This window comes from Amycolatopsis cynarae, from assembly GCF_026802195.1.
In the GTDB taxonomy this organism is placed as follows: Bacteria; Actinomycetota; Actinomycetes; order Mycobacteriales; family Pseudonocardiaceae; genus Amycolatopsis_E; species Amycolatopsis_E rhizosphaerae.
The window spans coordinates 4,419,953-4,435,079 of the sequence record NZ_CP113836.1 but is presented as its reverse complement, the minus strand read 5'-3'; the positions used below and the strand labels follow the sequence as shown (position 1 = coordinate 4,435,079).

General features: G+C 71.5%; 14 protein-coding genes and 1 tRNA gene. 12 read left to right on the top strand and 3 right to left on the bottom strand.

Features of this window, described 5'->3' with window-relative positions:
- Positions 1-222: 222 nt before the first annotated feature.
- Positions 223-294: transfer RNA gene (locus tag ORV05_RS21215), tRNA-Val, on the top strand.
- A 361-nt stretch (positions 295-655) separates the two neighbouring features.
- Here ORV05_RS21215 and ORV05_RS21210 read toward each other — a convergent pair.
- Both ORV05_RS21210 and ORV05_RS21205 read right to left on the bottom strand, forming a co-directional pair.
- On the bottom strand, positions 656-1,570 hold the full coding sequence (locus tag ORV05_RS21210; protein WP_268441639.1) for an RNA polymerase subunit sigma-70: 915 nt from the start codon (positions 1,568-1,570) through the stop codon (positions 656-658).
- Positions 1,567-1,971, bottom strand: coding sequence for a VOC family protein (locus tag ORV05_RS21205; RefSeq protein ID WP_268441636.1), 405 nt, complete (start codon positions 1,969-1,971; stop codon positions 1,567-1,569). The genes ORV05_RS21210 and ORV05_RS21205 overlap by 4 nt, the downstream gene beginning before the upstream one ends.
- A gap of 99 nt (positions 1,972-2,070) precedes the next feature.
- Between ORV05_RS21205 and ORV05_RS21200 the strand changes: the two genes are divergently transcribed.
- Both ORV05_RS21200 and ORV05_RS21195 read left to right on the top strand, forming a co-directional pair.
- Positions 2,071-2,562 (top strand): pyridoxamine 5'-phosphate oxidase family protein, encoded by a 492-nt coding sequence (locus ORV05_RS21200; RefSeq protein ID WP_268441633.1) that lies wholly within the window; start codon positions 2,071-2,073, stop codon positions 2,560-2,562.
- Between the two features lie 42 nt (positions 2,563-2,604).
- Positions 2,605-3,258 (top strand): PIG-L deacetylase family protein, encoded by a 654-nt coding sequence (locus ORV05_RS21195; protein WP_268441630.1) that lies wholly within the window; start codon positions 2,605-2,607, stop codon positions 3,256-3,258.
- Here ORV05_RS21195 and ORV05_RS21190 read toward each other — a convergent pair.
- Positions 3,230-3,787, bottom strand: a complete 558-nt coding sequence (locus ORV05_RS21190) for a dTDP-4-dehydrorhamnose 3,5-epimerase family protein (RefSeq protein WP_268441626.1) — start codon at positions 3,785-3,787, stop codon at positions 3,230-3,232. The two genes, ORV05_RS21195 and ORV05_RS21190, sit on opposite strands and share 29 nt — an antisense overlap.
- Before the next feature lie 48 nt (positions 3,788-3,835).
- Here ORV05_RS21190 and ORV05_RS21185 point away from each other — a divergent pair, with 48 nt between their 5' ends.
- The 9 genes from ORV05_RS21185 to ORV05_RS21145 all read left to right on the top strand — a co-directional run bounded on the left by ORV05_RS21185 (position 3,836) and on the right by ORV05_RS21145 (position 15,126).
- Positions 3,836-4,921 carry a class I SAM-dependent methyltransferase gene (locus ORV05_RS21185; RefSeq protein ID WP_268441623.1) on the top strand — a complete coding sequence of 362 codons (1,086 nt, stop codon included), beginning with the start codon at positions 3,836-3,838 and terminating at the stop codon, positions 4,919-4,921.
- Between the two features lie 217 nt (positions 4,922-5,138).
- Entirely contained in the window at positions 5,139-6,404 is a 1,266-nt protein-coding gene (locus ORV05_RS21180) for a class I SAM-dependent methyltransferase (protein ID WP_268441620.1), read from the top strand.
- Entirely contained in the window at positions 6,401-7,213 is an 813-nt protein-coding gene (locus ORV05_RS21175) for a glycosyltransferase family protein (protein WP_268441617.1), read from the top strand. Before ORV05_RS21180 ends, ORV05_RS21175 begins: the two co-directional genes overlap by 4 nt.
- Positions 7,210-8,247, top strand: coding sequence for an NAD-dependent epimerase/dehydratase family protein (locus tag ORV05_RS21170; RefSeq protein WP_268441614.1), 1,038 nt, complete (start codon positions 7,210-7,212; stop codon positions 8,245-8,247). The genes ORV05_RS21175 and ORV05_RS21170 overlap by 4 nt, the downstream gene beginning before the upstream one ends.
- Positions 8,248-8,317: 70 nt before the next feature.
- Positions 8,318-9,220, top strand: coding sequence for a glycosyltransferase family 2 protein (locus ORV05_RS21165; protein WP_268441610.1), 903 nt, complete (start codon positions 8,318-8,320; stop codon positions 9,218-9,220).
- Positions 9,217-11,403: a glycosyltransferase family 2 protein gene (locus tag ORV05_RS21160; protein ID WP_268441607.1), complete on the top strand. Its 2,187-nt coding sequence runs from the start codon at positions 9,217-9,219 to the stop codon at positions 11,401-11,403. Before ORV05_RS21165 ends, ORV05_RS21160 begins: the two co-directional genes overlap by 4 nt.
- Before the next feature lie 32 nt (positions 11,404-11,435).
- Positions 11,436-11,801, top strand: coding sequence for a hypothetical protein (locus ORV05_RS21155; RefSeq protein WP_268441604.1), 366 nt, complete (start codon positions 11,436-11,438; stop codon positions 11,799-11,801).
- A complete protein-coding gene (locus ORV05_RS21150) occupies positions 11,798-13,129 on the top strand; it encodes a lipopolysaccharide biosynthesis protein (RefSeq protein WP_268441601.1) in 1,332 nt (443 codons plus the stop codon). Before ORV05_RS21155 ends, ORV05_RS21150 begins: the two co-directional genes overlap by 4 nt.
- A complete protein-coding gene (locus tag ORV05_RS21145) occupies positions 13,126-15,126 on the top strand; it encodes a hypothetical protein (protein ID WP_268441598.1) in 2,001 nt (666 codons plus the stop codon). Before ORV05_RS21150 ends, ORV05_RS21145 begins: the two co-directional genes overlap by 4 nt.
- The last annotated feature ends 1 nt before the right edge of the window (position 15,127 follow it).

Below are 15,127 nucleotides of genomic sequence, written 5' to 3'. Positions count from 1 at the left end.
CTGGCGGCCGGGCACCTACATACTGCTCGGTTTACTTCCCGAGCAACAGCATCCCTTCGACAACGCCGCAGGTGACATCGCTCGCGCTGTACCTGTCGGCAAGGCGGCTACCTCCTGGTTGTCCGCTCCGTACGCGGCTGTGTGCGCACGGTGCGGCCCAAAAGACCACCCGTTTGTCAGAGCCAAAACGGCGTCCGCTAGAGTTCTTCTCGTACCGCACGGGGGCGATTAGCTCAGCGGGAGAGCGCTTCGTTCACACCGAAGAGGTCACTGGTTCGATCCCAGTATCGCCCACCCCCCGAGAAGCCCTGGGTTTGGGTCCGTATGCCACGGAGTCCAACCCGGGGCTTTCTTTCATTGTTCCTCGGGTTCTCTCCGGCTGTCGCGAAATTGGCCTTTTCCGGCCACTGAGCAGGCCTTCACCCAGGTCTGCCTGGCCTTACTTCGAAAACCGGCGAACCGCTGAAACCGCAGGTCGGAGCGGGGTCGGCAAGATCGCGCGAACCCGTCGTCATCAGTCTGTGACCTTACGAAGTGTGTCCACCGGCACCGTGATCGCCGCCACTTGCGTAGTCGCCAGGGGGTCTTGCATGGCGGAAGGGACCGTCGGTGAGTGCCCGGCGGTCCCTTCCGCGAATCCCCCCAGTGAGGGGTATCACAAAAAAAGTGGCAGGCCGAAGGCGGGGAACAACTCCGCCCCGAACGTGGTGATTTCGCTGATCAAACCGCCCTCGACCTGCAGGACGTCGAACTTGAACGCCCGGAACCGCCCGTCGCCGGGTCGCCGCAGGTAGCTCGCCGCGGTCGGCATCCGGTTCGCCGCCGACGGCACCAGCCGCCACTCGCCCTCGGCCACCGCCCGGCCCAGCAGGGGGATGAGCGCCCGGGCCCCGGTGAACACCTCCGGGCGCGGCGGCATGGCGATCCGCAGCCCGGGCGCCGAGATCGCCACCGCGGCCTCGGCGTCGCCCCGTTCGTGCGCCTCGATGAACCGCGTCAGCACTTCGCGCTCGGCTTCGCTGGGCCCGGGAGAGACCCAGTCGGCCCGCCGGGCCGGGAGACGCTCCCGCAGCGTGGTCCGCGCCCGCTGCAGCGCGCTGTTCGCCGCGGCCACGCTGGTGCCCAGCAGCTCCGCGGTCTCCGCGGCGGAAAAGCCCAGCACGTCCCGCGCCAGGAACGCCGCCCGCTGCCTCGCGGGCAGGGCCTGGGTCGCGGTGAGGAAGGTGAGTTCGATCGTCTCCCGGCTCACCGCGGCCGTGTCCGGCCGGTCGCCGCCGTCGGACGGCTCGTCCAGCAGGCGGTCCGGATACGGCTGCAGCCACGGCATCTCCGGGAACGAGTGCGCGGGGTGGCGGGACCGGTCACGCAGCACGTCGAGGCAGACGTTCGTGGCGATCCGGTACAGCCATGCCCGCAACCGCGTCCCGCTGAACCCCGAGCGGCCGCGCCACGCGCGCAGCATCGTTTCCTGCACGGCGTCCTCGGCGTCGTCGAACGAGGCCAGCATGCGGTAGCAGTGGACGTGCAACTCGCGCCGGTACCGCTCGGTCCGGCCGGCGAAGTCGCTCACGCGCCCTTGACCTGCTGGAGCAGCCAGCCGTTGCCGTCGGGGTCGCTGAAGGTGCAGAACGTCCCGTGGTCCCGGCCCTCCGGGTCCGGCCCCGGCACCTGCGCCCCGTCCTGGAAGTGGAACAACTCACTGATGCCGACGCCGCGCCCCGCGAGTTCGCCACGGGCGGCCGCGATGTCGGTGACCACCAGGTGCAGGCCCTGCACGGTGCCCGCCGCATCGGGATTGCGCATCAGGGAGACCGAGCAGGCCGAGCCCGGCGGGGTCAGCTGCACCACCCGGAAGTCCTCGCCCGCGCGGAAGTCGATGTCGACGCCGAATCCGGCCCGGTCCGCGTAGAACGCCTTGGCCCGGTCCACGTCGGTCACGGGCAGCACGATCAGTTCCAGCTTCATGTCCATCTCAGGCTCTCCTTGCGGTGTTCGCGGTCGGTACGGAGGTAGAACGACGGCGGCGGAAAAACTCATCGGTACCGCGACGAGCGGCCCTATCCTGTGATCATGGTCACCTGGCGGGAGTTCACCGAGGCCGCGCCGCGGATCGCGGAGGTGTTCCTGCGCCGGCACGCGGCGGCGGGGAATCTGTGCCTGCTCGCCACGACCCGTTCCGACGGGTTCCCGCGGATCAGCCCCATCGAGCCGCGGGTGTTCGAAGACGAGCTGTGGCTGGTGGGCATGCCGGGGACCACCAAGTTCGCCGATCTCGCCCGTGACCCGCGCTTCTGCCTGCACACCGCCACCGAGGACGCGAAGGTCGCCGAGGGCGACGCGAAACTGTGGGGCGTGGTGCGTGATGTTCACGACACCGCGCAGCAGCGGCGGTTCGCGCAGGCCCTGTTCGACGAGACGGGGTTCGACATCCGGGGCCGCGCCTTCGACCACTTCTTCGCCGCCGACGTGGTGGGCGCCTCCTCCGTCGTGGCGGGCGCCGGTCATCTGGACATCACCATCTGGAAGCCTGGCGAGGCCGAGCGCGTGGTCCGCAAGCACTGATCCCCGCACCGGTGCGGTCACGCCGGGCTCTAGCCTGCTCGGGTGCTGAGTCTGGAACCTTCTGCCGTCGGGCGGGTCGCGCTGCTTGCCGCGCACTGTGACGATCTGGCCATCGGCGCGGGCGGGAGCCTGCTGACCCTGTGCGCCGCCTGGCCCGGGCTCGAGGTGCACGCCCTGGTGCTCACCGGGGGCGGCACCGCCCGCGAGGACGAGGAACTGGCCGCGCTGGCCGACTTCTGCGGCCCGGTCCGGCCGGAGATCACGGTGCTGGACCTGCCGGACGGCCGCCTGCCGGAACACTGGGGTGCGGTGAAGGAGGCGGTGAGCGCCCTGCGCGGGCGCGTGGCCGCCGACCTGGTGTTCGCGCCCCACCGCGGGGACCGGCACCAGGACCACCGGCTGGTCGCCGAGATCACGCCCACCGTGTTCCGGGACCAGCTCGTGCTGGGGTACGAAATCATCAAATGGGACGGGGATCTCGACCAGCCTTCGGTCTACCAGCCGCTCACGTTCGACGTTGCGCGGCGCAAGGCGGAGCTGCTGGCCAAGCACTACCCGTCGCAGCACGGCAGGGACTGGTACGACGAGGAGACCTTCCTCGGCCTGGCCCGGCTGCGCGGGGTGCAGCAGCACACCCGCTACGCCGAGGCCTTCCACGTGGACAAGCTCAGCCTCGATCTCGGCCGAGGGCGCTGAGCAGGGACCGCCACGACGGGGCCTGCGCGTCGCGGGCGCTGACCACCGTGACCGGCAGCGGCCAGTCGATCGCCAGGTCCGGGTCGTCGTAGCGGACGGCGATGTCCTCGTCCGGATCGTGCGGCCGGTCGATGCGGTAGCACACGTCGGCGGTCTCGGACAGCGCCTGGAAGCCGTGCAGCATCCCCGGCGGCACGTACAGGTGCGTGAAGGCGGTGTCGTCGAGACGGACCTGAAGACGGCGGCCGAAGGTGGGCGAATCCGGGCGGATGTCGATCACGGTGTCCAAGATCACGCCGTGGGCGCAGCGGACCAGCTTCGCCTCGCCCCGTCCGGACCGGCCGTGCAGCCCCCGGATCACGCCCCGCCGCGAGCGGGACTGCGAGTCCTGGGCCGCCTCGCCCAGGTCGACCCCGTGCTCCCGCGCGATCGCGGCGTCGAAGGTCCGGGTGAACAGCCCGCGCTCGTCGTGGTGGGGGGTGGGCCGGAACAACAGCACGCCCGCCAGTTCGGTTTCCTCTACCTGCACCTAGATTTGCTCCGTTCGTCTCGTCCCGGCCCGCCCTGTGGAGGAATCGTGCCAGCCTGCCGCGCCTGTGGTTCCCGTGCCGGGTGGCTCGTGCTCGATCTCGGCGCGCAGCCCCCCTGCGACCTGTTCCCGCCCGCGGGCGAGCCGGGACCGGATCCGGTGTTCCCGCTGCGCATGTGGCTGTGCGGTGAGTGTGCCCTGGCGCAACTCGGGGAGGATCCGGGCACCCGGGAAGAACCCGCGGGGGTGGAGCCGCGCGCACTGACCGAGCAGGCGGCCGACGCGGTGCGGCGGCTGCGGGAGGCCGGTCTCGTCCGCCCCGGCGCCACCGTCGCCGAGTATGGGAGCCCGCACGGGGGCTCGTGGCTCGGGCTGCTGCGGGCGGAGGGGATGCGGGAGGCGGAGCCCGGGGCGCCGGCGGATCTGGTGGTGGACGGCTTCGGGCTGATGCACGAGGCCCGGCAGCGGGAGGCGATGGCCGCGAGGGCGTCCCGGGTCGCCCCGGGCGGGGCCTTGGTGATGCAGTACCACTCGCTGGCCTCGATCCTCGCGCAGCGGCAGTGGAACGCCTTGCGGCACGGGCATTTCGCCTACTACTCGACCCCGGCCGCGATCACACTGGCCGCCTCGGCGGGCCTGCGTCCCGGCCGGAGCTGGACGTTCCCGCTCTACGGTGGCACCGTGCTGCTCGAACTGCGGCCCGAGCCCGGCACCGGGCCCGATCCGGCGACCACCGCCCTGCTGCGGGCGGAGGAGGCGGCCGGAGTGCGCCGTGCCGGGGCGTTCGCCCCGCTGGCACGGGAAGTGGCGGAAGGAACCGCCCGGCTGAAAGCACGCCTGGAAGCGTTTGCCGCGGCCGGGAAAAGGGTCACCGGATACGGGGCCGCTTCGCGTGCCGTTGTTTTGCTGCAGGCCGCGGGAATCGGTACCGGTTTGTTGCCGGAGATCGTGGACATATCCCGCGCCAAACAGGGCAGGCGAATGCCGGGCAGCGCCATTCCGGTGTCCGGGCCCGCGGCGCTGCGCGAGCGGAAGCCGGACGCCGTGCTGCTGTTCGTGCCCGACCTCGCCGACGAGGTCCGGGAGGCATTTCCGGAGCTGGCGGAGCCCGCCTGTGAGTGGCTGCTCGGCTGACTTCGTCGTACGGGTGACGATTTGTGGGGGATCGACTACCCACCGCGTGTAGGTTGCGCCGAGTGCCCCGCCCGGTTCACCCGGATGCCCGTAACGCGAAGGGGTGATCCACCTATAGTCACGGTGACACCCGCGGTAGCGCGCTGCGACGCGGGCGTCAGTGCGTGGAGCGGGACATCAGGCTGCGTGCAGCGGGTCACAGGGGAGCAATGGCGGTATGTCCATCGAGGAACGGCAGTCATGCCGCTTGTGCCGGTCGCGCGAGCTGGTCAGCGTGCTGGATCTGGGGGCGAGTCCGCCCTGTGAATCCTTTCTGTCCGAGTCGGAATTGACCGCACCCGAGACGACCTACGAACTGCACCTGAGGGTGTGCGCGAATTGCCACCTGGCGCAGCTCCCGCCGCTCATCGATCCGGTGGCCACCTTTACCGAATATGCCTATTTCTCGTCGTTTTCCCACTCCTGGCTGGAGCACGCGGAGACCTTCGTCGCGGACGCGGTGGACCGCCTGGGGCTGGGCGGGGACTCGTTCGTCGTCGAGGTCGCCAGCAACGACGGGTACCTGCTGCGCAACGTGGTCCGGCGCGGCATCCGGTGCCTGGGCATCGAACCTTCGGTCAATGTGGGGGACGCGGCCCGCGAGGCCGGGGTGCCGACGCTGACCGCCTTCCTCGGCCCGGAGACCGGGGCCGCGGTGCGGGCCGAGCACGGCCCGGCCGACCTCGTGGTGGCGAACAACGTCTACGCGCACGTGCCCGATCTGCTCGGTTTCACCCAGGGCCTGCGGGCGCTGGTCGCCGACGACGGCTGGGTGAGCATCGAGGTGCAGCACCTGCTCAGCCTCGTGCAGCTCAACCAGTACGACACCATCTACCACGAGCACTTCCAGTACTACACCGTCGCCACCGCCCAGCGGGCGCTGGCCACCGCGGGACTCGCGGTGGTCGACGTCGAGCGGCTGCCCACCCACGGCGGGTCGATCCGGTTGTGGGCCCGGCCGGAGGCGGTCGCGGGCGAGCCGGGGCCGCGGGTGCGCGAGACGCTGGCCGCCGAGGGCGAAGCCGGGCTGCACACCCTGGAGGGCTACCACGACTTCGCCCGCCGCGTCGGCGAAGTCCGGTTGGACCTGCTCGAGTTCCTGATCCGTGCCCGCCGCCGGGGGGAGCGCGTGGCAGGCTACGGCGCCCCGGGCAAGGGCAACACCCTGCTCAACCACTGCGGTATCCGGCCGGACCTGCTGCCGTACACAGTGGACCGCAACCCGTACAAGCACGGCCGCTACACCCCGGGCACGCGCATCCCGATCCATCCCATCGAGCGGATCGAGCAGGACCGGCCGGACTACGTGCTGGTGCTGCCGTGGAACCTGCGCGCCGAGCTGACCCGTCAGCTGTCGTTCATCGCCGACTGGGGCGGCAGGCTCGTGTTCCCGATCCCGCGGCTGGAGATCGTCCTGCCGGAGCGAGAGGTGGTCGGCCGATGAAGGTGGTCCTCTTCTGTGGCGGTTACGGGATGCGCATGCGCAACGGGCCCGCCGACGACGTGCCCAAGCCGATGCAGCTGGTGGGCCCGAGACCGCTGCTGTGGCACGTGATGCGCTACTACGCCCACTTCGGGCACCGCGACTTCGTGCTGGCGCTGGGCTACGGCGCGCGCCACATCAAGGATTTCTTCCTGACCTACACCGAAACCGCGTCGAACGACTTCGTGCTGCACAACGGGCAGGTCGAGCTGCTGTCCACCGACATCAGCGACTGGTCGATCACCTTCGTGCACACCGGGATCGAGTCACCGATCGGGGAGCGGCTGCGGCGGGTGCGCGAGTACGTCGCGGGCGAGGAGATGTTCCTGGCCAATTACGCCGACGTGCTCACCGACGCCCCGCTGGACACCATGATCGACACCTTCGCCGCCAGCGACGCGGGCGCGTCGATGATGGTCGTGCCGCCGCAGTCGAGTTTCCACTGCGTCGAGCTCGAAGGCGGGCCGGACTCCGGCGCCAGCCGGGTGCGCTCGATCAGTTCCGCCAGCAGGCTGCCGGTGTGGGAGAACGCCGGGTTCTTCGTGCTGCGCCAGGAGGTCTTCGACCACCTTCCGGAAAACGGCGACCTGGTCGAGGACGCCTGCGGCACGCTCGCGGAAAAGGGCAGGCTGCTGGCCTACCCGTACCGCGGTTTCTGGCAGCCCGCGGACACCTTCAAGGAACGCGCCGCGCTCGACGCGGCGTACGAGAGCGGCGAGCGGCCGTGGATGTTGTGGGAGAAACGGCGAACGGCGGGGACGAACGGATGAAGGTACTGCTGACCGGCCACCAGGGCTACCTCGGTTCGGTGATGGCGCCGGTGCTGCGCGCCGCCGGGCACGAGGTGTACGGGCTCGATTCGGGCCTGTTCGCCGAATGCGTGCTGGGGCCCGCGCCGGATGATCCCCCGGGTACCCGGTCCGACCTGCGCACCGTCACCGCCGGGACGCTGGCGGGCATGGACGCCGTGGTGCACCTGGCGGCGCTGTCCAACGACCCGCTCGGCTCGCTCGCCCCCGAGCTGACCTACCGGATCAACCACGAGGCCTCGGTCCGGCTCGCGAGGCTGGCCAAGGACGCCGGGGTGCGCCGGTTCCTCTACGCCTCGACGTGCTCGGTGTACGGCGCCGCGGGCGACGGACTGGTCACCGAGGACGCCCCGCTGCGCCCGGTCACCCCGTACGCGGAGTCGAAGGTGCGGGTCGAGGACGACCTGCACGCACTGGCCGATTCCGGTTTCAGCCCGGTGTACCTGCGCAACGCGACCGCGTTCGGCTTCTCGCCGCGGCTGCGGGCCGACATCGTGCTCAACAACCTGGTCGGGCACGCGGTGCTCACCGGCGAGGTCCGGGTGCTTTCCGACGGCACGCCGTGGCGGCCGCTGGTGCACGCGCTGGACATCGCCGCGGCGTTCGAGGCCGCGCTGACCGCGCCCGCCGGGGCCGTGCACGACACGGCGTTCAACGTCGGCACCGAGGTCAACAACCTGACGGTGCGCGAGATCGCCGAAGCGGTGACCACCGTGGTCGACGGCGCGAAGCTGGTGATCACCGGAGAGGCCGGGCCCGACCCCCGGTCCTATCGCGTCGATTTCTCCCGTATCCGGGATGCGCTGCCGGGCTTCGAAGCCCGTTGGACGGTCGAGGCCGGCACGCGCGAGCTCGCCGACGCCTATACCCGTCACGGGCTCACCACCGCCGACTTCGAGCAGCGGTTCACCCGGCTCGCCTGGCTGAAGGACCGGCAGAGCCGGGGAGACCTGACCGCCGACCTGACCCCGCAGCCCTTCCCAGCCGGAACCTGACCCCGTCCGGGCGTCCCTCCGGATGCCCTCGCCTCTCCCGCCCAGACCCCGCCCCGCAGAGGAACCGCGCGTGCCGATCAACGACTCCCCGCGCCCCGCCGACACCGCTTCGCCATCCGGGTACGAAAACCTCGGTGATGCCATCGCCTTCGCCGCCAGGCGCGTGCCCCGGCGCCGCCTGGAACCGGATGTGACGATCGTGGTGCCCGCCAAGAACGAGGCCGCCAACCTCCGCGAGGTGCTGCCCGAACTCCCGCCGGTCCACGAGGTGCTCGTCGTGGACGGCCACTCCGACGACGACACCCCCGCCGTGGCCCGCGAGGCGCTGCCCGGAGTGCGCGTCATCCAGCAGACCCGCCGCGGCAAGGGCAACGCCCTGGCCTGTGGTTTCCTCGCCGCCTCCGGGGACGTGATCGTCATGTTCGACGCGGACGGCTCGGCCGACCCCGCGGAGATCCCGCGGTTCGTCGACGCGCTGGTCGGCGGTGCCGACTTCGCCAAAGGCAGCCGGTTCGCCCCGGGCGGCGGCAGCCACGACATCACCGCGCTGCGGGCGGCGGGCAACTCGGGTCTCAACCGCCTGAGCAACACGCTGTTCAGCGGCGCGTTCACCGATCTCTGCTACGGCTACAACGCTTTCTGGCGCGATCTGGTGCCCATGCTTTCCCTCCCGCCGGTGTTCGCGCCGCCGGACGAGCGGATGCTGTGGGGCGACGGCTTCGAGATCGAGACCGTCATCAACTGCCGGGTCGCCGCGCTGGGCCTGTGGATCACCGAAGTGCCGAGCGTGGAACGGAAGCGCATTCACGGCGAGACCAACCTGCGCACCTTCAGCGACGGCGGGCGGGTGCTGCGCACCCTCGTCGCCGAGTGGCAGCGCGTGGGGCGGCAGCGCCGCACCCGCCGGTTCGGCCGGTTCACCCCCGCCCCGCTGCTCGACGCGGCACCGGACAGCGTCGGCGAGCCCGCATGAGCACCGAGGCCCCGACCACCTCGGTGGTGATCTGCGCCTACACCGAGCGCCGCTGGGAGGACCTGGTCGCGGCGGTGGCCTCGGTGCGGGAGCAGACCGTGCCCGCGGACGAGATCATCGTGGTGATCGACCACAACCGGGAACTGGCCGGGCGGGCCGCCGCCGGGTTCGACGGCGTCACCGTGGTGGAGAACGCGGGAAAGCGCGGTCTTTCCGGGGCCCGCAACACCGCGATCGGCCTGGCCAAGGGCGACGTGATCGCGTTTCTCGACGACGACGCGGTGGCCGAGCCCGACTGGCTCGCGCAACTGCTGGCCGGTTACCGCGACCCGCGGGTCCTCGCGGTGGGCGGTGCCGCCCGGCCGCGCTGGCCCGGCGGCAGGCGGCCCCCGCTGCTGCCCGCCCGGCACCGCGACCGCGAGGACGGGACCGGGGAACTGGACTGGGTGGTGGGCTGCACCTACACCGGTCAGCCGGTCACCGAGACACCGGTGCGGAACCTCATGGGCTGCAACATGTCCTTCCGCCGTGAGGCGTTCGCGCTCGCCGGGCTGTTCACCGAGGACCTCGGACGGGTCGGCCGCACGCCATTGGGCTGCGAGGAGACCGAGCTGTGCATCCGGCTTTCGCAGGCCTCGCCCGGCGCGCGGATCCTGTTCCGACCCCAGGCGCTGGTGCGTCACCGGGTCACCCCGGACCGGCTGACCTGGCGCTACCTGCGTCGGCGCGGTTGGGGTGAGGGCCTGTCGAAGGCACTGGTCTCCCGTTCGGTCGGCGCCGAAGAGGCGCTGTCCACCGAACGGGACTACGTGCGCAAGGTGATCAGTCTCGCCGTGCTGCGGGAATCCGTGCGCCTGCTGCGGGGCGACCGCTCGGGCGCCACGGGTGTGGTCGCGCTGGGCACCGTGGTCGGCGCGACCGCGGGCGGCTACCTGCGCGGCAAGGCCGCGCGGCGGCGGAGGCTCACCGGCACCGGCACGCCGAAGCTGGTGCACGGGCCGATCCACGTGGCCACCGTCGACGTCCGGTCCCTGCCGCGGGAGCTGACGGTGCCGCGCCGGGCGGTGGGACACTACCGCGCGGCACAGGTCCTCGTCCGCGACGGCGACCGCACCCTGGACGTGCTGCTGCTGCCGGTGCGCGACGGCGTGGTCCGGCTGGACGGGGTCACCCCGCCCGGCGCCGCCGCGCCCGCCCACACCGGCTTCGAACGGCCCCTGATCAGCGTGGTGATCCCGACCGCCCACCGCAAGCAGCAGGCGCTGGGGAGCGTGCGCGCCGCCCAGGCGGCCGGTTACCCGCGGCTGGAGATCGTCGTGGTGGACAACCTCCCCGGGCCCGACGGCGACGCGTGGCTGCGTGCCGAGGTGGAAAAGCTCGGTGCCCGCTACCTGGCCGAGCCGCGCAAGGGGGTGAGCATCGCGCGGAACACCGGCGCGAGGGCCACCTCCGGCGACTTCATCGCCTTCCTCGACGAGAACATCAGCGTCGAGAAGGGCTGGTTCGACGCGGTGGCCGAGGAGTTCGCCACCGACCCCGAGGTCGGCTGCGTGACCGCCATGGTGCTGCCCGCCAGCCTGGAAACCGACGCCGAGGTGCTGTACGAGCGGCTCAAGGGCTACAGCCACACCGTCCGCAGGCAGCGGCTGGACCGGCGCACGGTGCGCGAGGACCCGCTGTACCCGCTTTCACTGGCCCGCTACGGCCCCGGCAGCTGCACCACCTGGCGCCGCACCACCTTCGACGCCCTCGGCGGGTACGACGCGCTGCTGGGGGCCGGTACCCCGGCGATGTCGGGGGAGGACCTCGACCTGTTCGTGCGGCTGGCCAGGATGGGCGGCACGGTGGTCCACACCCCGCACGCGGTGGCGCGGCACACGCACCGGGCGGACTGGCTCGAACTGCGGGAGCAGATGCGGGGCTACGGCGTCGGCCTGTCGGCGATGCTGCTGCTTTCGGTGGTGCGGCGGCCCGTCACGGTGTTCTCGATCCTGCGCAGGCTGCCGCGCGGCGTGGCCCGTCTCGGTGCCCGCACACCGGAACTGCCGCTGTCGGACCGCGCCGCCCGTTCCCGGCTGCGGCAGCTGCGCCGCGACGAGCGCTACGGTCTGCTCGGTGGTCCCGCGGCGCTGGTCAGGGCGGCTTCCCGGCACCGGTTCGACGCCGGTTCCGGCCATCGGTAACCATGGTCGCGACCAGCAGAGAGGGGGCCGGAGTGCTCGAGCAGCTCAGAACACGGAGATTCACCGCCTACGGGTTGCTCGGAGTGTGCTTCCTCACCGTGCTGCTGGTACTGATCGGTGTCTCCACGCCCGTCCGCCTGATCCTGGTCCTGGCCTTCGTCTGCACCTCGCCGGGCTGGGCGCTGATCTCCTACGTGAACGTGCGGCACGTGTCGGTGACCTGGATCAGCGCCGTCGGCCTGTCGCTGGCGGTGAACCTGGTGCTGGCCCAGCTGATGGTCCTCACGCATGCCTGGCATCCCGAGGCCGCGGTCGTCGGGATGGCCGTGGCGAGCTCCGCGTTGCTTGTGCACCACGTGCTGCGCAGCAGGCCGCCGCGTGAGGACGGTGCGCGGTGACCCGACCCACCGAAAGCACCGAAAGCACCGACAGCACCGAGTACACCCAGAACAGCGAGAGCACGGAGCACACTGCGAGCACCGAGAGCACCGAGAGCACCGAAGCGGCCCGGTCCGCCAGGGCGAAGGGCATGTTCGCCGACGGGCTCGCGCTGTCGTTCAGCACGGCCTTCAGCGCCCTGGCGGGCATGATCGGCTGGATACTGGCCGCCCGCCTGCTGCCCGCCGCCGACGTCGGGCACACCTCCGCGTTCGTTTCGGCCATGCTGCTCATCGCCGGGGTCGCCGAACTCGGTCTCGGGCCCGCCGTCCTGCGCTGGCTTCCGCTGTCCGGACGGCACCAGCCGCAGCTGCTGCGCCGCACCTACCTCGTCGTGCTGCTGGGCGGGCTGGCCGGGGCTCTGGTGTTCCTCGCGGTGCCCTCCGGCGGGGACGTGGTTTCGCGGGTGCCCGCGGGGGCGGCGCTGTTCGTCCCGGCGACCGTGGCGTGGACGGTGTTCCAGTTCCAGGACTCCGTGCTGACCGGGCTCGGCCGGTCACGCTGGGTTCCGGTGGAGAACGGCCTGTTCAGCCTTGCGCGGCTGGTCGTGCTCGTGGTGGCGGCCCCGCTGGCCGGCGCGCTCGGGCTGCTGCTGTCGTGGATGGCGCCGACCGTGCTGGCGGTGCTCGTGGTGACCGTGCTGATCTTCCGCCGGGCCCGGCCGGCGCGGGGGGAGGGCAGGCTGCCCGACCGCCGCGAGATCCTGCGCCTGCTCGCCCCGACCTACCCGGGCACGGTCTGCGTCGTCGCGCTGTACAACTTCGTGCCGCTGGTCATGCTGCACCGCTTCGGCGCCGAGGCCAACGCCGTGTTCTTCGTGGTCTGGACCGCGATCAACGCGCTCGACCTGGCCGCGTCGGTGTTCGTCAACCCGCTCGTGGTCCGGCTCGCCGCCGAACCGGAGCACGCCCGCCACCTGGTCGGCCACACCGCGCGCAGGCTGGCGCTGGTGTTCGTGCCGCTGGTGCTGGCGGGCGGCCTGCTGGCCGGCGTGCTGCTGCTGATCTTCGGCAAGCAGTACACGCAGGGTGCGGGCCTGTTCCGCGTGCTGCTCGCCGCGCAGCTGCCGCGGCTGGTCGTGGTGCTCGGCGTCGCGGTCCACCTCGGCGCCGGACGGGGCCTGGGGGTGGCGAAGCTGCACGCGGCGACCGCCGCGCTCGCCATCGGCCTGGCGCTGGTGATGCCCAGCGAGTTCGCCTTCGGCCTGGGCATGCTGGCCGGGCAGGCGGTGCTCGCGGCCGTGGTGCTGCTGGACTTCAGGCACCGCCTCGCGGGGGCGCCCCGGTGAACGCCCCGCCCACCCGCTTCCTCGGTCCGTTCCGCCCGAACCGGCCGGTCGAGCGCTTTCCCGGCCCGAACCGGCAGATGCACTACCCGGCGCCGGCGAACACCCAGACGCGCTATATCCCCGTGGTGGGGCAGCTGGGCCAGCCGCCGAAGGCCCCGCCGTCCCGCGGCGTTGACTCGCGGCCGAGCCTGGAGCAGAACCCGCTCCCGCGCTGGTTTTCCGACCCGTTTTTGGCACCGGGCGTCGCCGCCGTCGCGGTGATCCTGTGGGTGGCCGGGCTGCATCCGGTCCCGCCGGAGTCCCTCGGCGGCCTCGGCCTGATCGCCAACGTGTCGGTGGTGACGCTGCTGGGCTATCCGCTGCTGATCGCCGCGGTCGTGCTGGAGTTGCTGCGCTTTCAGCCGCGCACCTGGTACCTGACCGCCTACACCGTGGTCGGCGTGTTCTTCGTCTACGGGTTGCAGCCGTCCGTGGAAGAGGTGGCGCGGCTGCCCACTTCGTGGCTGCACTCCGGGTTCGCCCAGTACATCGCCGACCACGGCGACGTTCTCCAGCACTACGACGCGCGCTTTTCCTGGGCCGGGTTCTTCTCGCTGATCGCCATGGTGACCAAGGCGGGCGGGGTGCCCAACGCGCTGTCGCTGATCAACTTCGCCCCGGTGGTGCTGTCCGGGCTGATGGTGCTGGGCACGCGCGCGCTGGCGGTGTCCGCGCTGGGCAACCGGCGTGCCTCGTGGATCGCGCCGTGGATCTTCCTCGTCGGCAACTGGACCGAGCAGGACTACTTCTCGCCCCAGGCCACGGCGATGGTGATGATGCTGGCCGCGCTCACCCTGACGTTCCGGCACCTGGTCCGGCCCCGGCTCACCGAACCGGTCCGGGCCCGGCTGCGCGCCCGGCTGGCCCCGCGGTCGAGCCCGAAGGCCAGGCTGGTCGCGCAGGGCTCGGTGGTGCTCATCGGGCTCGGGCTCGCCCCGACCCACCAGCTCACCCCGTTCGTGCTCGGCGGGCTGCTGCTGCTCCTGCTGCTGTTCGGCAGGCTCTGGCCGGCGTGGCTGCCGTTCGTGGTGCTGGGCGCGGCCGTGGTCTGGTTCTCGCTGGGGGCTTCGGACTTCTGGAGCGGGCAGCTGGTCAAGATGATCCTGGCGCCCATCGGTGACATCAACTCCTCGGTCGACCAGGGGTTGTTCAGCAGGCTGTCCGGCAGCATGGGGCATCTGATCGTGCTCGGCGTCCGTATGGCGGTCAGCGCGTCCGCGGCCGGGCTGGCGGCGGTGGGGATCGTCCTGATGCGCCGGGAGAAGCTGCGTTCGTGGCTGCTTCCCGCGCTGTGCGCCGCGCCGTTCGGGCTCGCCCTCGTGCAGTCCTACGGCGGCGAAGTGTTCATGCGCTGCTTCCTGTTCGCCCTGCCGCTGATGGCGCTGCCCGGGGCGATCGCGCTGGAACGCTTCCTCACCGCGGCCCGCCGGATGCGCTGGCGGGCCGGGCCCGCCCGGCTGGTCACCGTGGTGGCCGTGCCGTGGCTGGCGCTTTCGGTCGTGGCGCTGTCCACGGTGCTGGCCCGGGGCGGCAACGACGCCTACACCAGCGTGAGCGCGAGCGACGTCGCGGCCGCCGCGTGGGCGATCGAACACGCCCAGCCGGAGCAGCGGGTGGACTCGCTGGTCAACGCGGTGCCGCTGGCCTTCGAACGGGTCGGCGAGCTGAGCCAGTCCGAGGTGGACAACTACTGCACGAAGCCGCTGCCCGAAGTGGCGGAGACGGTCGCGTGCATCCAGGAGAAGGGGCCGGACTACCTGGTGATCACCGAGCCCCAGTTCGCCTACATCACCATCCTCAACGGGGCCAAGCCCGGCTTCCGCGAGCAGTTGCTGCAGGGTCTGGCGGACACCAGGATCTACCGCCTGGTATATGAGCATGACGGTGCCATGGTGCTCGCGCGGACGACCGCGGCCCTGCAGAAGGTGGAAGACGGAGACGGGGGAAATACGGGATGAC